General features: G+C 73.9%; 15 protein-coding genes. 14 read left to right on the top strand and 1 reads right to left on the bottom strand.

Annotated features, from left to right (window positions below):
• Positions 1-68 precede the first annotated feature (68 nt).
• Both metK and JK361_RS32355 read left to right on the top strand, forming a co-directional pair.
• The gene (gene metK / locus JK361_RS32350; RefSeq protein WP_201825176.1) at positions 69-1,277 is read left to right on the top strand and encodes a methionine adenosyltransferase; all 1,209 of its coding nucleotides are present in this window, start codon (positions 69-71) and stop codon (positions 1,275-1,277) included.
• A 304-nt stretch (positions 1,278-1,581) separates the two neighbouring features.
• Positions 1,582-3,741, top strand: coding sequence for a primosomal protein N' (locus JK361_RS32355; RefSeq protein WP_201825178.1), 2,160 nt, complete (start codon positions 1,582-1,584; stop codon positions 3,739-3,741).
• 269 nt (positions 3,742-4,010) lie between these two features.
• On the opposite strand, the gene JK361_RS32360 is transcribed toward JK361_RS32355, so the two are convergent.
• The gene (locus tag JK361_RS32360) at positions 4,011-4,553 is read right to left on the bottom strand and encodes a hypothetical protein (protein WP_201825180.1); all 543 of its coding nucleotides are present in this window, start codon (positions 4,551-4,553) and stop codon (positions 4,011-4,013) included.
• 279 nt (positions 4,554-4,832) lie between these two features.
• Between JK361_RS32360 and fmt the strand changes: the two genes are divergently transcribed.
• From fmt to JK361_RS32420, 12 genes are all read left to right on the top strand, one after another.
• Complete coding sequence (gene fmt / locus JK361_RS32365; protein WP_201825182.1) at positions 4,833-5,765, top strand: methionyl-tRNA formyltransferase; 933 nt, start codon at positions 4,833-4,835, stop codon at positions 5,763-5,765.
• Between the two features lie 151 nt (positions 5,766-5,916).
• Positions 5,917-7,335, top strand: a complete 1,419-nt coding sequence (locus tag JK361_RS32370) for an RsmB/NOP family class I SAM-dependent RNA methyltransferase (protein WP_201825183.1) — start codon at positions 5,917-5,919, stop codon at positions 7,333-7,335.
• A gap of 130 nt (positions 7,336-7,465) precedes the next feature.
• On the top strand, positions 7,466-8,152 hold the full coding sequence (rpe, locus tag JK361_RS32375) for a ribulose-phosphate 3-epimerase (protein WP_201825185.1): 687 nt from the start codon (positions 7,466-7,468) through the stop codon (positions 8,150-8,152).
• A 90-nt stretch (positions 8,153-8,242) separates the two neighbouring features.
• Positions 8,243-9,286, top strand: coding sequence for a sugar-binding transcriptional regulator (locus tag JK361_RS32380; RefSeq protein ID WP_201825187.1), 1,044 nt, complete (start codon positions 8,243-8,245; stop codon positions 9,284-9,286).
• A gap of 51 nt (positions 9,287-9,337) precedes the next feature.
• Positions 9,338-9,775, top strand: a complete 438-nt coding sequence (locus JK361_RS32385) for a guanyl-specific ribonuclease (RefSeq protein ID WP_201825189.1) — start codon at positions 9,338-9,340, stop codon at positions 9,773-9,775.
• Complete coding sequence (locus JK361_RS32390; RefSeq protein WP_201825191.1) at positions 9,772-10,101, top strand: barstar family protein; 330 nt, start codon at positions 9,772-9,774, stop codon at positions 10,099-10,101. The genes JK361_RS32385 and JK361_RS32390 overlap by 4 nt, the downstream gene beginning before the upstream one ends.
• A 132-nt stretch (positions 10,102-10,233) precedes the next feature.
• Positions 10,234-11,676 carry a GuaB1 family IMP dehydrogenase-related protein gene (locus JK361_RS32395; RefSeq protein ID WP_201825193.1) on the top strand — a complete coding sequence of 481 codons (1,443 nt, stop codon included), beginning with the start codon at positions 10,234-10,236 and terminating at the stop codon, positions 11,674-11,676.
• 481 nt (positions 11,677-12,157) lie between these two features.
• Positions 12,158-13,645, top strand: coding sequence for an amino acid permease (locus JK361_RS32400; RefSeq protein ID WP_201825195.1), 1,488 nt, complete (start codon positions 12,158-12,160; stop codon positions 13,643-13,645).
• 27 nt (positions 13,646-13,672) lie between these two features.
• Positions 13,673-14,125, top strand: coding sequence for an Lrp/AsnC family transcriptional regulator (locus tag JK361_RS32405; protein ID WP_031174468.1), 453 nt, complete (start codon positions 13,673-13,675; stop codon positions 14,123-14,125).
• Positions 14,126-14,426: 301 nt separating this feature from the next.
• Positions 14,427-17,009 carry a sensor histidine kinase gene (locus JK361_RS32410; RefSeq protein ID WP_201825197.1) on the top strand — a complete coding sequence of 861 codons (2,583 nt, stop codon included), beginning with the start codon at positions 14,427-14,429 and terminating at the stop codon, positions 17,007-17,009.
• Positions 16,999-17,436 (top strand): roadblock/LC7 domain-containing protein, encoded by a 438-nt coding sequence (locus JK361_RS32415; RefSeq protein ID WP_201825199.1) that lies wholly within the window; start codon positions 16,999-17,001, stop codon positions 17,434-17,436. Before JK361_RS32410 ends, JK361_RS32415 begins: the two co-directional genes overlap by 11 nt.
• Positions 17,437-17,443: 7 nt before the next feature.
• Positions 17,444-17,824, top strand: a complete 381-nt coding sequence (locus tag JK361_RS32420) for a DUF742 domain-containing protein (RefSeq protein ID WP_251092588.1) — start codon at positions 17,444-17,446, stop codon at positions 17,822-17,824.
• Positions 17,825-18,100: the final 276 nt, after the last annotated feature.

An 18,100-nucleotide genomic window follows, 5' to 3' on the forward strand; every position in this document is an offset into this window, starting at 1 on the left:
ACGCCGGGCGCAGCCCCGTGTCCTCCGCAAATGATCAGCCAGCAGCCGCTGCAACCACAGGGAGCGTTGTGTCCCGTCGCCTGTTCACCTCGGAGTCCGTGACCGAGGGTCACCCCGACAAGATCGCTGACCAGATCAGCGACACCATTCTCGACGCGCTTCTGCGCGAGGACCCGACCTCCCGGGTCGCCGTGGAGACGCTCATCACCACCGGCCTGGTGCACGTGGCCGGCGAGGTGACGACGAAGGCGTACGCGGACATCGCGACGCTCGTCCGCGGCAAGATCCTGGAGATCGGCTACGACTCCTCCAAGAAGGGCTTCGACGGTGCCTCCTGCGGCGTCTCGGTGTCCATCGGCGCGCAGTCCCCGGACATCGCGCAGGGTGTCGACACGGCGTACGAGTCCCGGGTCGAGGGCGACGAGGACGAGCTGGACCGGCAGGGCGCGGGTGACCAGGGCCTGATGTTCGGGTACGCCTCCGACGAGACGCCGACCCTGATGCCGCTGCCGATCTTCCTGGCGCACCGGCTGTCCAAGCGCCTCTCCGAGGTCCGCAAGAACGGCACCATCCCCTACCTGCGCCCCGACGGCAAGACGCAGGTCACCATCGAGTACGACGGCGACAAGGCCGTCCGCCTCGACACGGTGGTCGTCTCCTCCCAGCACGCCTCCGACATCGACCTGGAGTCGCTGCTCGCTCCCGACATCCGCGAGTTCGTCGTGGAGCCGGAGCTGAAGGCTCTCCTGGACGAGGGCATCAAGCTGGAGACCGAGGGCTACCGCCTGCTGGTCAACCCGACCGGCCGCTTCGAGATCGGCGGCCCGATGGGCGACGCCGGCCTGACCGGCCGCAAGATCATCATCGACACCTACGGCGGCATGGCCCGCCACGGTGGCGGCGCCTTCTCGGGCAAGGACCCGTCCAAGGTGGACCGCTCGGCCGCCTACGCGATGCGCTGGGTCGCCAAGAACGTCGTGGCGGCCGGCCTGGCCTCCCGCTGCGAGGTCCAGGTCGCCTACGCGATCGGCAAGGCCGAGCCGGTCGGTCTGTTCGTGGAGACCTTCGGCACCGCCAAGGTCGACGTGGAGAAGATCGAGAAGGCGATCGACGAGGTCTTCGACCTCCGCCCGGCCGCGATCATCCGCGACCTCGACCTGCTGCGCCCGATCTACTCCCAGACGGCGGCGTACGGCCACTTCGGCCGCGAGCTGCCCGACTTCACGTGGGAGCGCACGGACCGCGTGGACGCCCTGCGCAAGGCCGCCGGCCTGTAGGTCCCCCGACTCCTCTCGCCGAGGCCCGGCTTCCCCGTGACGGGGAGGCCGGGCCTCGGCGTGCGGCAGACCGGACGCGGGGGCCCGGCGTCGATCGGTGCGGGGACACCGAACGGGTGCACCTGGGACGCCGTCCCCGGCACGGCGCTTCCGCGCTCGGCGCCGAGCAGGCGGTGGCGTGGCGGTCGGTCCGCACCGGCCCTCGCGTCTGCGTGACCCGGCCGGGTCCGCCGGCACCCGTACCGCGGCCGGGCCGATCGCGGGCGGACTCCGGTTGTCGGTGCCCTTTGGTAAGAATGCAAGCGTGAGCAGCGAGAACGGGTCGCCCCGGGCGGAAGGGGACGGCGGGGCCGAGGAGGCGCCGCCGGAACAGCTCGCGCTCATCCGGGAGAGCGTGCGCCGGGCCAAGGTGCCCCGGGCCAAGCCGCGCACCTGGCGGGGGGCCGCGCTCGCCAAGGAGCTGCCCGTCGCGCGGGTGCTGGTCGACAAGGGCGTCCTGCACCTCGACCGGTACTTCGACTACGCCGTGCCCGAGGAACTGGACGCCGAGGCACAGCCCGGTGTCCGGGTGCGGGTGCGGTTCGGCGCCGGGCGGCACCGGGTGCGCGAGGGACGCCGGGAGGGCGGCGGGCTCATCGACGGCTTCCTCGTCGAGCGGCGGGCCGAGTCCGACTACTCCGGACCGCTGGCCGCGCTGGCCCAGGTGGTGTCGCCGGAGCGGGTGCTGAGCGAGGAACTGCTCGGCCTCGCGCGGGCCGTCGCCGACCGGTACGCGGGCAGCCTCGCCGACGTGCTCCAGCTCGCCGTCCCGCCGCGCAGCGCCCGCGCCGAGCAACGGCCGTCCCCGGAGCCGCTGCCCCCGCCGAAGGCGCCGGACCCCGGCTCCTGGGCGCGGTACGAGCACGGGCGCGCCTTCCTCGACGCGCTGGCCTCGAACGGGGCGCCCAGGGCCGTGTGGAACGCGCTGCCCGGACAGCTGTGGAGCGAGGAACTCGCCCGGGCCGTGGCCGCCACCCTCGCCTCCGGACGCGGCGCCCTCGTCGTCGTACCGGACGGGCGGGCCGCCGCGCGCGTGGACGCCGCGCTGACCGCACTGCTCGGCCCGGGCCGGCACGCGCTGCTCACCGCCGACGCCGGTCCCGAGAAGCGGTACGCACAGTGGCTGGCGGTGCGGCGCGGAGCCGTCCGAGCCGTCGTCGGGACGCGGGCGGCCATGTTCGCACCCGTGCAGGATCTGGGACTCGTCGCCGTCTGGGACGACGGGGACGACAGCCACAGCGAGCTGCACGCCCCGCAGCCGCACGCCCGCGACGTGCTCCTGCTGCGGGCCGCGCAGGACAAGTGCGCCTTTCTGCTGGGGGGCTGGAGCTGCACCGTGGAGGCGGCCCAGCTCGTGGAGAGCGGCTGGGCCCGGCCCCTGGTCGCCGGGCGGGAGCAGGTGCGCCGCACGGCGCCCCTCGTCCGGACGGTCGGGGACGACGACCTCGCGCGCGACGAGGCCGCGCGTGCCGCCCGGCTGCCCACGCTCGCCTGGCAGGCGGCCCGCGAGGGGCTGCGGCACGGGCCGGTGCTGGTGCAGGTGCCCCGGCGCGGTTACGCGCCCCGCATGGCCTGCGCCCGGTGCCGGGCACCCGCCCGCTGCCGGCACTGCTCCGGCCCGCTCGCGGGACACGACGGGGGGGTGCTGCGCTGCGGGTGGTGCGGGCGTGAGGAGAGCGCCTGGCACTGCCCGGAGTGCGGCGGCTTCCGGCTCCGCGCCCAGGTCGTGGGCGCGCGCCGCACCGCCGAGGAACTGGGGCGGGCCTTCCCCGCCGTACCGGTGCGCACCTCGGGGCGGGAGCATGTGCTGGACACCGTCCCGGACACGCCCGCGCTGGTCGTCAGCACGCCGGGCGCGGAACCGGTCGCCGAGGGCGGTTACGCGGCGGCCCTGCTGCTGGACGGCTGGGCCATGCTCGTCCGACCCGACCTGCGGGCCGGTGAGGACGCGCTGCGCAGGTGGATCGCGGCCGGCGCGCTGGTGCGGCCCCAGGCCGAGGGGGGCACCGTGGTCGTGGTGGCGGAGCCGACCCTGCGGCCCGTGCAGGCGCTGGTGCGCTGGGACCCCGTGGGGCATGCCGTGCGGGAACTGGCGGAGCGGGCCGAGCTGGGCTTCCCGCCGGTGTCGCGGATGGCGGCCGTGTCCGGTCCGCCCGCGGCCGTCGCCGAGTTCCTGACGGCGGCCGGACTGCCGCCGGACGCCGAGGTGCTGGGGCCGGTACCGGTACCGCCCCCGCCGCCCGGCGGGCCGCGCAGGCCCGGCGCTCCGCCGCCCGGCGAGCACTGGGAGCGGGCACTGGTCCGGGTACCGCCGGGCAGCGGCGCCGCGCTGGCCACCGCCCTGAAGACCGCCCAGGCCGCGCGCATGGCCCGGGGGAGCGGTGAGGCGGTGCGGATTCGGATCGACCCGCCGGACATCGGCTGATCCGCCGTCGTCGTGGGTGCGCCGGGCCTTGGGCAGCCGGCGGTGTCCTCCGCGGGCGGCAGTGCTTTTCGCGCGCGGCAGTGCCGGGACTCTCCCGCCGGTGGCGCCGGGCGGGCCGCTGGCAGGGGCGCCGGAGGCGCGGCCGCCAGGAGGGCGGGACAGGTTGCCGCCGGCGACGCGGGAGTTGCCGCCGAGGGCGTCGCCGTCGCGGGCGCCGGCATACGGCTGCCCTCCCGGGCGGTCCGGGAGGGCGGGCGGTGCGGGCGCGGTCAGCCGTTGCGCGGGCCGGGGAAGGCGGTCGGCCGGACGTCGTCGCGCAGCGTGGGGCTGCCGGCGGTCGGCTGGGTGGGCATGGAGCGGGCCGCGGGGACCGTGGGCACGGTGGGCAGCCCGGTGTTCACGTTGATCGTGCGGGAGCCGGACGGCTCCGTCGTCCGCTCCGCCTCGGCGGCCGCCTGGGCCGCGGCGCGGCGGGCGCCGTAGCGGCGGTGCACCGCCTGCTTGGTGACCCCGAGCGCCGAGCCCACCGCATCCCACGAGAAGCCGAGCGAGCGGTCGAAGTCCACGGCGGCCGTGACCAGGGTTTCGACGCTGTCCCGGAGTTCCTGGGCGAGGCGCACGGTGGGGGCGGGCGCCCGTCCGTAGACGACGAAGCCCGTGGAGGGGCCGGAGCGGCGCGGGCGGTAGACGTTGCCCAACTGGGCGGTGAGCGTGCGGAGCGCGTCCACCTGCCGGCGGACCCGCTCGATGTCCCGCACCAGCAAGTGCAGGCTGGCCCGGGCCTGGGCGTCGTGGGTTGCGTGGTCGGCCATGAACAAGCCTCTCGAACCGGCGTTGAAAGGAATCGGGCCGCGAAAGCGGCCCGGTGTGGTCAACTCTTTCTTGACCAACGCGCTTGCGCTCCGCTGGTCACGGGGTGGGGGCGTGCGGGCATATGCGTACGCCGCCCGCCCACCCGCGCGCCGCCGCCCGCGGTCGGCAGGGCGCGGGGCGGCCGGTGGGTGGTGGTTCGCCGTCGGCGGCCTTTCGCGTGTGGTCATAGACTGGTGCGCTGCCCGCCCAACCCCCGCCCGAGAGGCCCGATCCCGCCCATGAAGCTCGTCTTCGCCGGTACCCCCGAGGTCGCCGTTCCCGCTCTGGACGCTCTGCTCGCCTCCGGGCGGCACGAGGTGGCCGCCGTCGTCACGCGGCCCGACGCACCGGCCGGGCGCGGGCGCAGGCTGGTCGCGTCGCCCGTGGCCGAGCGGGCGGAGGAGGCCGGCATCGAGGTGCTCAAGCCCCTGAAGCCGCGGGATGCGGAGTTCCTGGAGCGGCTGAAGGAGATCGCCCCGGACTGCTGCCCGGTCGTCGCCTACGGCGCCCTGCTGCCGAAGGCCGCCCTGGACATCCCGGCCCACGGCTGGGTCAACCTGCACTTCTCCCTCCTGCCCGCCTGGCGGGGCGCCGCGCCCGTGCAGCACTCGATCATGGCGGGGGACGAGATCACGGGCGCCTCCACCTTCCTCATCGAGGAAGGGCTCGACTCCGGCCCCGTCTACGGGACCGTGACCGAACAGGTCCGCCCCAGCGACACCAGCGGTGACCTGCTGACCCGGCTCGCCTTCGCCGGCGCCGGGCTGCTCGCCGCGACCATGGACGGGATCGAGGACGGCACCCTGAAGGCCGTACCGCAGCCCGCCGACGGCATCACCGTCGCGCCGAAGATCACCGTCGAGGACGCCCAGGTGGACTGGGCGGCGCCCGCGCTGCGCGTGGACCGGGTCGTGCGCGGCTGCACCCCGGCGCCCGGCGCCTGGACCACCTTCCGCGGCGAGCGGCTCAAGCTCATCCAGGTCACGCCCGTGCCCGAGCGGACGGACCTCGCCCCCGGCCGGCTCGTCGTGGGCAAGAACAGCGTGCACGTGGGCACCGGTTCGTACGCCGTCGAGCTGCTGTGGGTGCAGGCCCAGGGCAAGAAGCCGATGCGCGCCGCCGACTGGGCCCGTGGGATGCGCATCGCCGAGGGCGAGACGCTCGGCACCTGACCCCCGCACGGTGACGGCCGGCCCTGCCGGACGTGGTGGTGACCGGTCCCGGCGGACGGTGGTCCGGCCGGTGCCCCGGGCGGCGGCGGTGGGGCCGGACCGACGTAGGCTGGAGACGCATCCTCTTCTTCACACCCGGAGCACCTTTTTCGTGAGCGAGCAGTCCCGGCGGCCCCACAAGCCCGCCAAGCCCTACCGCCGTCCCCAGAAGGACCCCGTCCGCATCCTGGCCTTCGAGGCGCTGCGCGCGGTGGACGAACGGGACGCGTACGCCAATCTCGTGCTGCCCCCGCTGCTGCGGAAGGCCCGCGAGAAGGGCGACTTCGACACCCGGGACGCCGCCCTCGCCACCGAGCTGGTGTACGGCACGCTGCGCCGGCAGGGCACGTACGACGCCGTCATCGCCTCCTGCGTCGACCGGCCGCTGCGCGAGGTCGACCCGCCGGTCCTCGACGTGCTGAGCCTGGGCGTGCACCAGCTGCTCGGCACGCGGATCCCGACGCACGCCGCCGTCTCCGCGTCCGTGGAGCTGGCCCGGGTGGTGCTCGGTGACGGGCGGGCCAAGTTCGTCAACGCCGTGCTCCGCAAGGTCGCGCAGGACGATCTCCAGGGGTGGATCGAGAAGGTCGCGCCGCCCTACGACGAGGACCCCGAGGACCACCTCGCCGTCGTGCACTCGCACCCCCGCTGGGTCGTCTCCGCACTCTGGGACTCCCTCGGCGGCGGCCGGGCCGGCATCGAGGACCTGCTGGCGGCGGACAACGAGCGGCCCGAGGTGACGCTCGTCGCGCGGCCCGGCCGGGCCACCACCGAGGAGCTGCTCCGCGAGGACGCCGCCGTACCCGGCCGCTGGTCGCCGTACGCCGTGCGGCTCGCCGAGGGCGGCGAGCCGGGTGCCGTCGAAGCCGTGCGCGAGGGCCGGGCCGGCGTGCAGGACGAGGGCAGCCAGCTGGTCGCCCTCGCGCTCGCGAACGCACCGCTGGACGGGCCGGACGAGAAGTGGCTCGACGGCTGCGCCGGGCCCGGCGGCAAGGCCGCGCTGCTGGGCGCGCTCGCCGCGGCACGCGGGGCCGCGCTGCTCGCCTCCGAGAAGCAGCCGCACCGGGCCGGCCTGGTCGAGAAGGCGCTGCACGGCAACCCCGGGCCGTACCAGGTCATCGCCGCCGACGGCACCCGCCCGCCGTGGCGGCCCGGCTCCTTCGACCGGGTACTCGTGGACGTGCCGTGCACCGGGCTCGGCGCGCTGCGCCGCCGCCCCGAGGCCCGCTGGCGCCGCCGCCCCGAGGACCTCGACAACTTCGCCCCGCTGCAGCGCTCCCTGCTGCGCACCGCCCTCGACTCCGTGCGCGTGGGCGGAGTCGTCGGCTACGCCACCTGCTCCCCGCACCTGGCGGAGACCCGCGCCGTCGTCTCCGACGTCCTCAAGCAGCGCCCGGACACCGAGCTGATCGACGCCCGCCCGCTCCTGACCGGCGTGCCGGACCTGGGCGAGGGCCCCGACATCCAGCTGTGGCCCCACGTCCACGGCACGGACGCGATGTACCTGGCCCTGATCCGCAGAACCGCCTGACGCCGGAAGGGTCCCCGCGCCCGGAAGGGGCGCGGGGAACCGCGCGAGCAACCCACGACGGCCCGCAGCCGAACGACGACCGCAGGGCCCGCGGCTACAGCCGAGCGCAGCGGCATGGCAGGCTTGGGTCATGGCCGTGCAGATCAACCCCAGCATCCTGTCCGCCGACTTCGCCCGCCTCGCGGAGGAGGCCAAGGCGGTTCAAGGCGCCGACTGGCTCCATGTCGACGTCATGGACAACCACTTCGTCCCCAACCTCACGCTCGGCGTGCCGGTCGTGGAGTCCCTGGCCCGTGCGACGGACACCCCGCTGGACTGCCATCTGATGATCGAGGACCCCGACCGTTGGGCGCCCCAGTACGTCGAGGCGGGGGCGTCGTCCGTCACCTTCCACGTGGAGGCCGCGGCCGCCCCGGTGCGGCTCGCCCGGGAGATCCGGGCGAAGGGGGCGCGCGCCTCGATGGCGCTCAAGCCCGCCACGCCGATCGAACCGTTCGAGGACCTGCTGCCGGAACTCGACATGCTGCTGATCATGACGGTCGAGCCCGGCTTCGGCGGCCAGGCGTTCCTCGACATCATGCTGCCGAAGATCCGCCGCACCCGTGAGCTGATCGGCAAGCACGGCCTGCAGCTGTGGCTCCAGGTCGACGGCGGTGTCTCGGCCTCGACGATCGAGCGGTGCGCGGACGCGGGAGCGGACGTGTTCGTCGCCGGCTCGGCCGTCTACGGGGCGAAGGACCCGGCTGAGGCGGTACGTGCCCTGCGCGCACAGGCGGAGACGGCCACCGCCAAGGCGTCCTGGGCATGCGGCCACTGAGCCACGGCAAAGTGAACGCTTGAATGAACGGCGCCCATCTGGGCGGATCAGTCGCGCCGAATCTGCAAGGATGAACGGCGAATCCAGAATGTGAACAGCAGTGAGGAGATCGCCGTGTCGGGTATGTCGGCGGGCCGGTCAGCCATGCGGATGGGACCCGCTGAGCTGGTGCAGGCGGCGGCCATGGCCCGCCGCTTCTACCTCGAGGGCAAGTCCAAGATCCAGATCGCGGAGGAGTTCGGCGTCAGCCGCTTCAAGGTGGCCCGGGTCCTGGAGACGGCCCTCGAACGGGATCTCGTACGCATCGAGATCCGTGTGCCGGCCGAGCTGGACGCCGAGCGCTCGGACGCGCTCCGCGCCCGCTACGGCCTGAGGCACGCCGTCGTGGTCGAATCCCCGGCCGAGGCCGAGGAGACGCCGGACCCCGAGAACCTCGGCGAGGTCGCCGCCGACCTGCTCGGCGAGCTCGTCAACGAAGGGGACGTGCTCGGCCTGGCCTGGGGCCGGTCCACCATCCACATGGCGGCGGCGCTCGACCGGCTGCCGCCCTGCACGGTGGTGCAGCTGACGGGTGTGTACGACGCCGGGACGTCCGAGCGCGGCTCGGTCGAGGCGGTGCGGCGTGCCGCGCAGGTCTCGGGCGGTGACGCGCACCCCATCTACGCGCCGATGCTGCTGCCGGACGCGGCCACCGCGGCCGCGCTGCGCAACCAGACCGGTATCGCCCGGGCCTACGAGTACTTCGACAAGGTCACGGTCGCCTGTGTCTCCATCGGCTCCTGGGAGCCGGGCATCTCGACGGTGCACGACATGCTCAGCGACGAGGAGCGCGCGCACTACGCCTCGCTCGGTGTCGCCGCCGAGATGGCCGCGCACCTCTTCGACGCCGAGGGCCGCCGGGTCGGACGGGACCTGGGGGAGCGGTGCATCACGGTCAAGGCCGACCAGCTGCGCCGTGTCCCCGAGGTCGTGGCGATCGCCGGCGGTCAGCGCAAGGCCTCCGCGATCGACGCGGTGCTGCGTTCCGGGCTGGTCACCAGCCTGGTGACCGACACCTCGGCCGCCGACTACCTGATGACGGCCGGTCCGACGCCCAGGCCGGCGCTGAGCCGCGCGGACCCGGACGGGGTCTGACCGCGGGTCGCGGGGACGTCGTGAGGGGACGGCCGTGGCAGCATCGGCGCCATGCTGCTGCGGCTCGCCCCCCGTGTCCCCCGGCCCGGACGGCACCTGTCCCGTGCGCTCGCGGGACTGCTGGTCTGTCTGTCCGTCCTGCTGGCGGGATGCTCGTCGGGCCCGGACACCGCCCCCGCGCCGGGCGTGTCCACCCCGGCGTGGGCGAGGGGCCTGGGCACCGTCCCGGAGGCCCGGCTGCCCGCCGAGGCACGCCGCACGCTCGCGCTCGTCGACCGGGGCGGCCCGTACCCGTACAGCAGGGACGGGGTCGTCTTCGGGAACTTCGAGGGGCGTCTGCCGAAGCACCGGCGCGGCTACTACCACGAGTACACCGTGCGGACCCCCGGATCGCGCGACCGCGGGGCCCGGCGCATCGTCACCGGACAGGGCGGCGAGATCTACTACACCGATGATCACTACGACTCGTTCCGGGCGGTGCTGAGATGACGGAAGACCTGGGCGGCCGGTACACGGTCACCCTGGACCTGGACGGCGTCACGGGCAAGGCGGACCTGATGGACCGCGTCTCCCGGGCCCTGGCGCTGCCCGCCTGGTTCGGCCGGAACTGGGACGCGCTCGCCGACTCCCTCGCCGATCACACCGTCTGGCCCGAGGGGGCCGTGGAGCAGGGGCTGCTGATCGTCGTACGGGGCTGGCGGCCGTACGCCCGGACGCGGCCGGACGAGTGGCGGACCGCCGAGGAGGTCTTCGCGGAGGCGGTGGACCGGACGCCGGCCCTCACGGTCGCCCTCGCCCTTGGAGGAACCTCCTAGGTGATCGACGGCCACCCTGGATGTTCTGTCAGGGCATGACACCGGTACCGCCATGGGACAATGAAGTACGTGCTCTTTCCCCCTGGCACACCTGTCCGGGGGTCACCTCTGATCGACTGGGATGTGCAGCACGTGCGTTTCCTCAATGACATCCAGCCCGCGTACGACCTGACGTACGACGACGTCTTCATGGTGCCGAGCCGCTCCGCGGTGGGCTCGCGTCAGGGCGTGGACCTCGCCGCGCCGGACGGGACGGGCACCACCATCCCGCTCGTCGTCGCGAACATGACCGCCATCGCCGGCCGCCGCATGGCCGAGACGATGGCCCGCCGCGGCGGCCTCGTGGTCATCCCGCAGGACATCCCGATCGACGTCGTCACCGACGTGATCTCCTGGGTGAAGAGCCGTCACCTGGTGCTGGACACCCCGATCGTGCTGGCCCCGCATCAGACCGTGGCCGACGCCCTGGCGCTGCTGCCCAAGCGGGCGCACAACGCCGGTGTGGTCGTGGACGAGAACCACCGCCCCGTCGGGGTCGTCACCGACGCCGACCTGTCCGGTGTCGACCGCTTCACCCAGCTCGAAGTGGTCATGTCCAAGGACCTGCTCCTGCTGGACGCCGACATCGACCCGCGCGAGGCCTTCAACACCCTCGACCACCACAACCGGCGCTACGCCCCGGCCGTCGACAAGGACGGCAGGCTCGCCGGCATCCTCACCCGCAAGGGCGCCCTGCGCGCCACGCTGTACACGCCGGCCGTCGACAAGAACGGCAAGCTGCGGATCGCGGCGGCCGTCGGCATCAACGGCGACGTGGCGGGCAAGGCCAAGCAACTGCTCGACGCGGGCGTCGACACGCTCGTCATCGACACCGCGCACGGCCACCAGGAGTCGATGATCAACGCGATCAAGCTGGTGCGCGCGCTCGACCCGCAGGTGCCGATCGCCGCGGGCAACATCGTCTCCGCCGAGGGCGTCAAGGACCTGATCGACGCGGGCGCCGACATCGTCAAGGTCGGTGTCGGCCCGGGTGCCATGTGCACCACCCGCATGATGACCGGCGTGGGCCGCCCGCAGTTCTCCGCCGTCCTGGAGTGCGCCGCCGAGGCCAAGAAGTACGGCAAGCACGTGTGGGCCGACGGCGGTGTCCGGCACCCGCGCGACGTCGCCATGGCCCTCGCGGCCGGCGCGTCCAACGTGATGGTCGGCTCCTGGTTCGCGGGCACCTACGAGTCGCCCGGCGACCTCCAGCACGACGCCCAGGGGCGTGCGTACAAGGAGTCGTTCGGCATGGCCTCGGCGCGTGCCGTGCGCAACCGGACGTCCGAGGAGTCGTCCTACGACCGCGCCCGCAAGGCGCTGTTCGAGGAGGGCATCTCCACCTCCCGCATGTTCCTCGACCCGGCCCGCCCGGGCGTCGAGGACCTGATCGACTCGATCATCGCGGGTGTCCGTTCCTCCTGCACCTACGCCGGTGCCGGCTCCCTGGAGGAGTTCGCCGAGAAGGCGATCGTCGGCGTCCAGAGCGCGGCCGGCTACGCCGAGGGCAAGCCGCTGCACGCCAGCTGGAGCTGAGCGCGCCACATCGTCCCGACGGCCCCCGTCGTTCCCGCAGGCCGGGAACGACGGGGGCCGTCGGCGTGTCCGGCCGCGTTGCCGCCGGTGTCTCTCCGGCCGACCGTCGGCCGCAGCTCGCCCGGCACGGTGAGCGGGCCGCCGGCGGGGCGTTGACCCGACATACGCGTGGTGACTACACCTTTTCCGCCGAGAGGGCTCGCGGCAGGTCCGCGGGGGCGCGGTGCAACGGTCGACAGCTCCCGCGCAACGATTTGTCATTCGGGCCCGAGGAACGCAATGATCATGCGGGGATGCGCAAGGTTGCTGCATTACGCCCGTGAAGGCCCGCCTCATAGGGTGCTGCGCTAGTACGTGGTGTGGCGGGGACCCCGCTCGGTGGGTTCCTGCCTCGCAGGCCTACCGGTCCCCCTCCACGAGGGCCGGCGGCCATGCCGGTCCACCCACCGCAATCCGACCGGCAGCGAGAAGGAGCCAGCGCGTGCTCGACCAAGGCGCACCCCCGCAGAACCCGATACCGGCCGCCCCCGCGTCCCAGGGCGTCGCCGCGCGCCTGTTGCGTCGCAAGCCCGTGGAACGCCTGGTCGCAGAGGGCGGCCAGGGTGAGGGAGGGCAGCTTCGGCGCTCCCTGGGGCTGTGGCAGCTGACCATGATCAGCATCGGGGCCACGCTCGGCACCGGCATCTTCGTCGTCCTCGGCGACGCCGTCCCGGAGGCCGGTCCCGCGGTCACCCTGGCCTTCGTGATCGCCGGCCTCACGGCGCTGTTCTCGGCCCTGTCGTACGCCGAACTGGCGGGCAGCATCCCGGTCGCCGGCTCCTCCTACTCGTATGCGTACGCAACGCTGGGCGAGCTGGTCGCCTGGGTCTGCGGCTGGTGCCTGGTGCTGGAGTACGGCGTGTCGGTGGCCGCCGTCGCCGTCGGCTGGGGCGAGTACCTGAACGAGCTGCTCGACGGCACCATCGGTGTCACCATTCCCGCCGCCCTGTCCTCGGCGCCGGGCGAGGGCGGCGTCATCAACCTGCCCGCCCTGATCGTCGTCCTGCTGGCGATGGTGTTCCTGCTCGGTGGCGCGCGGGAGTCCGCCCGCGCCAACACGATCATGGTCTGCGTGAAGATCGCCGCCCTGGTGCTGTTCTGCTCCATCGGCTTCATGGGCTTCAAGTCCGGCAACTACCGCGACTTCATGCCGCTCGGCATGAGCGGGGTCAGCGCCGCCGGGGCCACGCTGTTCTTCTCGTACATCGGCTTCGACGCCGCCTCCACCGCCGGTGAGGAGGCGAAGGACCCGAAGCGCGACCTGCCGCGGGCGATCATGCTGTCGCTGATCATCGTGACCGCGCTGTACGTGCTCGTCGCGGGCGTCGCCGTCGGCGCCTGGAACTGGAAGAAGTTCGACGGTTCCGAGGCCACCCTCGCCGCGATCATGAACGACGTCAGCGGCCAGACCTTCTGGGGCACGCTGCTCGCGCTCGGTGCGGTCATCTCCATCGCGAGCGTGGTGCTCACCGTGCTCTACGGCCAGACCCGCATCCTCTTCGCGATGTCCCGCGACGGCCTGGTGCCCAAGGCGCTCGGCAAGGTCCACCAGAAGACCGGCGCTCCCCGCCTCAACACGGTCCTCGTGTCCCTCTTCTGCGGTGTGCTCGCCGCCCTCATCCCGCTGGGCAAGCTCGTCGACGCCACCAGCATCGGCACGCTGTTCGCCTTCGGCCTGGTCAACATCGCGGTGATCGTGCTGCGGTACAAGCGCCCGGAGCTGGAGCGCACGTTCCGGGTGCCGTTCGGCCCGGTCCTGCCCGTGCTCGGCTTCCTGTTCTGCGCGTACAACATGTTCAGCCTCGACACCGTCACCTGGGTCGTCTTCGGATGCTGGATGGCCGTCGGGCTCGTGTTCTACTTCCTCTACGGCTACCGCCGTTCCCGTCTCGCGACCAACGAGGATCTCGCGGTGACGGCAGAGAAGTGACCGGACCGAAGAAGTGAACCACCCCCTGTGCTGAACGATCTCGACGAACGCATCGTGCACGCCCTCGCCGAGGACGCCCGCCGCTCCTACGCGGACATCGGGCAGATGGTCGGCCTGTCCGCGCCCGCGGTGAAGCGGCGCGTGGACCGGCTGCGGGCCACCGGAGCCATCACCGGGTTCACCGTCCGGGTGGATCCGGCGGCCCTCGGCTGGGAGACCGAGGGGTACATCGAGATCTACTGCCGGCGCAACACCTCGCCGGACACCATCCAGCGGGGCCTGGAGCGGTACCAGGAGGTCGTGGCCGCGTCGACCGTCACCGGCGACGCGGACGCGATCGCCCAGGTGTTCGCCTCCGACATGCGTCACTTCGAGCGGGTGCTGGAGCGGATCGCCGGCGAGCCGTTCGTGGAACGCACCAAGTCGGTCCTGGTGCTCTCGCCCTTGCTGCGGCGCTTCTCGTCGGGAGCGCCGGGGTAGGGGCGGACCATGTCAGGGGGCATCCGGTGGAGTGCCGGGTGCGGGTGCTCCCTGGCTGGCCGGCCGACTTCGGCGGCATGGACGCCCTGGTCGCGGCGGCCGACAAGGAGGGGAAGCCGCACATCATCGCGGTGCCCCGCGACTGGGCGAACCGTGCGCGTCGGGGCCCTGCCCCTGGGCGACTCGGGCACCAGACCCCTGTGTGACTCGGGGTTACCGCAGGTCACCGTTGCGGTGCGGGGTGACCGTCCCGTAGGTTGTCCCGCGCTCTCTACTGACTGGTAACACCGGCAGGTACCCCATGCGCTGGCCCCTCGGCCGTCCCACCACCGTCCGTGCGCGGATCGTGGCGCTCGCGCTCGCCCCGGCGCTCGCCCTGATGGCGCTGTGGAGCTTCGCCATGGTGTCCGTCACCGCCGAACTGCGCGCGCTGATCCGGCTCCAGGGCGTGTACGAGGAATTCGGCACCCCCGTGGACACCGCGATCGGTCAGATCCAGATCGAACGCCGGATGTCCGCCGCCTACCTCGGTGCCCGCCCCGACCCGGCCGCCGCCGGGGCCCTGCTCGGCCAGCAGCGCCGTACCGACCGGGCCGTGGACGCCATGCGGCAGGCGATCCGGGACGGCGACCGGGACCGGCTCACCGGCCGGCAGCGGCAGGCCCTCGACGCCATGGCCGGCGCGACCGACGGGCTGGAGAAGCTGCGCTCGCTCGTCCTGACCCGGCACATCTCCTGGGACCGGGCCGTCGGCGAGTACAGCGCGCTCGTGGAGCCCGGTTTCGACGTGCAGTCAACGCTCACCGCCCTCCAGGCCGGGCAGCTCGCCCGCGAGGCACAGGTCGTCGTCGAACTGGTCCGGGTACGCGAGTTCGTCTCCCGGGAGGACGCCCTGGTCGCCGGGGCGCGCGCGGCCGGCACGCTGACCGACCGGCAGTACGACACCCTCACCGCGACCATCGAGGACCGGCGCGTCTTCGAGCGGACCTACGTCCCCGACCTGCCCGCCGACTCGCGCGCGCTGTTCGAGGAGTTCCGGCGCGGGGACCTGCACCGCTCGCTGGTGCGGGGCGAGGACGCGCTGCTGCGGGCCGGCGCCGGCGGGGCCGGCCGGGCCGTCGCGGCGGACACCTGGCGGTCGACCACCGACCAGGCCGTCAAGCGGTACATGCGGCTGTGCACACGCTCGGCGGAGAACTCGGCGGCCCGCGGCCGGAGCTTCGCCTACCGGGAGCTGGCCAAGGCGGCCGTGGTGGGCGCCGTCGGACTGGCCGCCGTGGCGCTGTCGCTGTGGTTCGCCGTCCGGGGCGCCCGGCGCATCTCACGCCGGCTGGAGACGCTGCGGGACGCCGCCGACCTGCTGACGGCACGGCAGCTGCCGGACGTCATGCGGCGGCTGGGCGCGGGCGAGGACGTGGACGCGGTGACCGAGGCGCCGCCGCTGGCCGCCGACGAGGTCCGCGACGACGAGATCGGGCAGGTCGGCCGGTCGTTCAACTCGGCCCGGCTGGCCGCTGTGGAGGCCGCGGTCCAGCAGGCGACGCTGCGCCGGGGCCAGTTCGCGGTCCTGCTCACCATCGCGCGCCGCAACCAGGCGCTGGTGCACCGGCAGTTGAAGCTCGTGGACACGCTGGAGCGGCGCACCGAGGACCCCGACGTGCTGCGCGAGCTGTTCCGCATCGACCACCTGACCACGCGCATGCGGCGGCACGCCGAGAGCCTGATCATCCTCTCCGGTGCCGCCCCCGGCCGCCGCTGGCGCGGACCCGTGCCGGTCGCGGACGTGGTCGCCTCGGCCGTCGGCGAGATCGAGGACTACGCGCGCGTGGTCGTGCCGCCGATGCCCGAGGCGGGGGTGGCGGCGGACGCGGTCGCCGACGTCGTCCATCTGATCGCCGAACTCCTGGAGAACGCCACGGTGTTCTCGCCGCCGCACACCAAGGTCACGCTGCGGACGGGACGGGTCGGCAACGGGTTCGTGGTGGAGATCGACGACCGCGGCCTCGGCCTCGACGCGGAGGCGTCCGCGCTCGCCGCGCGGACCCTCACCGACCCTGACGCCTTCGACCCCACCCGGCACGACCGGCTCGGCCTCTACGTCGTCGGCCGCCTCGCCGCCCGCCACGGCATCGAGGTCACCCTCCGGGACTCCCCGTACGGGGGCACGACGGCGGTGGTCCGGCTGCCGGACGGAGTGCTGGCCCAGCCGGAGACGGAGCCGACACGGACGCCCGCCCCCGCGCGGCGCCCCGGCCGGCCGGAAGAGCGGCCCCCGGCCGAGGCCTCGCACACGACGCGGGAACGGGCCGGGGAGCCGGGCACGGCACGGGGCCTGGCGACCCGGCCACGACCCGAACCGAAGCCCACCGGCACGACGCCCCGGCTCGCGCCCGAGGCCGCGCCCTCACCCGAGACCGCGCCCACGCGCGAACCAGGAGCCGCTGTCGCACCCGAGGGCACTGTCACGTCCGAGGGTTCTGTGGTGCCCGATGGTCGCCTCGCATCCGAGGGTCCTGTCGCACCCGACGGCCCTCTCGTACCCGACGGTCCGTCCGCACCGGAGGGCCCGTCCGCACCCCAGGCCGCGACCTCGTCCGTGCGCGGCTCGGTGGCCGAGCCGGGCGCCGAGGCCGTTCCCGCGCTGCCCACCCGTACCCGGCAGGCCTCGCTCGCACCGGAGCTGCGGGACGATCCGCCGGCGCGGGGCACCGGGGCCGCACGCGAGGCCGACGCCGAGGAGATGCGGGCCATCTTCGGTGCCTTCCAGCGCGGCCTGGACCGCGGCCGCAAGGGCCTGCCCGCGCAGCGTGACGTCCCTGCCACGGGCACCGACGCCACGACCACCCCCGCCGACGAAGGGACGGACACCGACGATGCACGGTGACGAGCAGACCCCGCAGCAGCCCGCCGTGCCCGCCGGAGCCCCCGGTACGGATCTCGGCTGGCTGCTGGACGACCTCGTGGCCCGCACCGGGCACGTGCGCCAGGCTGTGCTGCTCACCGCCGACGGTCTCCCGCTCAGCAGCTCCGACGGCATGCGCCGGCGGGACATCGAGCATCTGGCCGCCGTCTGCTCCGGCTTCCACGGCCTGGCCCGCTCCGCGGGGGAGCGGTTCGGCGCGGGCGAGGTCCGGCAGACGATGGTGATGCTGGACGACGCGTACCTCTTCATCACCCCTGCCGGACACGGCAGCCGGCTCGCCGTGCTCAGCGAGGCCCACACCGACGTCGGCCAGCTCGCCCACGAGATGGCGCTCCTGGTCCGCCGCCTCGGCCGCCACCTGGACGCGGCGTCCCGCACCACCCCGTGACCCCGCGGTGAGCGACGAGCACTGGTACGAGGACGAGACCGGGCCCATGGTCCGCCCCTACACGGTGACCCGGGGCCGTACCCGTCCCGTCGGCCGGCACCCCCTCGACCTGCTGTCCCGGGTCACCGCACTGGACCCGGACGAGCCGGCGGGTCCCGGCCTCGACCACGCCCCGGCCGCACTGCTCGACCTGATCAGGCGCGGCCCCCGCCCCGTCGTCGAGCTGGCCGCGGACGCCGACCTGCCGCTGACCGTGGTCCGGGTACTGCTCGGCGACCTGGCCGAGGCCGGACACGTCCGCATCGACGCGCCCCGCCGTCCGGCCGCGGGCCCCGCCGCCGACCCCGGGCTGCTCCAGGAGATCGTGACCCGGCTGAAGGAGCTGTAGGGCGCGAGGAGACGGTCGGCGGCGCACCAGCTCCGCCGGCAGGGCGGCGGTCGGCTCGCCGGCCGGCGGGAACGCCTCCAGCCGCAGCTCGGCCACGGTGACGTCGGTGGCCGTGCCGAAGTGGGTCGGCGGGCGGTGAGGCCGGCGGCCGGGCGGGCCAGGCGTTCGTCCGGGTTGCGTACGCTCTCGGCCCGCACCCGGTCGACGATGTGCCACGCCCACTCGTGCGGGTTCACGACGCACGCCGCGAGTCCCTCCGGTCTCACGTGCCGCCGG

Origin of the sequence: Streptomyces musisoli (assembly GCF_016741855.1) — a bacterium.
In the GTDB taxonomy this organism is placed as follows: domain Bacteria; phylum Actinomycetota; class Actinomycetes; order Streptomycetales; family Streptomycetaceae; genus Streptomyces; species Streptomyces musisoli.

Excerpts from the sequence above, each read along its gene's own strand:
- JK361_RS32385 (WP_201825189.1), top strand. The coding sequence starts at position 9,338 with ATGCTGCTGCGGCTCGCCCCCCGTGTCCCCCGGCCCGGACGGCACCTG.
- JK361_RS32410 (WP_201825197.1), top strand. The coding sequence starts at position 14,427 with ATGCGCTGGCCCCTCGGCCGTCCCACCACCGTCCGTGCGCGGATCGTG.
- JK361_RS32390 (WP_201825191.1), top strand. The coding sequence starts at position 9,772 with ATGACGGAAGACCTGGGCGGCCGGTACACGGTCACCCTGGACCTGGAC.
- JK361_RS32360 (WP_201825180.1), bottom strand. The coding sequence starts at position 4,553 with ATGGCCGACCACGCAACCCACGACGCCCAGGCCCGGGCCAGCCTGCAC.
- fmt (WP_201825182.1), top strand. The coding sequence starts at position 4,833 with ATGAAGCTCGTCTTCGCCGGTACCCCCGAGGTCGCCGTTCCCGCTCTG.
- rpe (WP_201825185.1), top strand. The coding sequence starts at position 7,466 with ATGGCCGTGCAGATCAACCCCAGCATCCTGTCCGCCGACTTCGCCCGC.
- JK361_RS32415 (WP_201825199.1), top strand. The coding sequence starts at position 16,999 with ATGCACGGTGACGAGCAGACCCCGCAGCAGCCCGCCGTGCCCGCCGGA.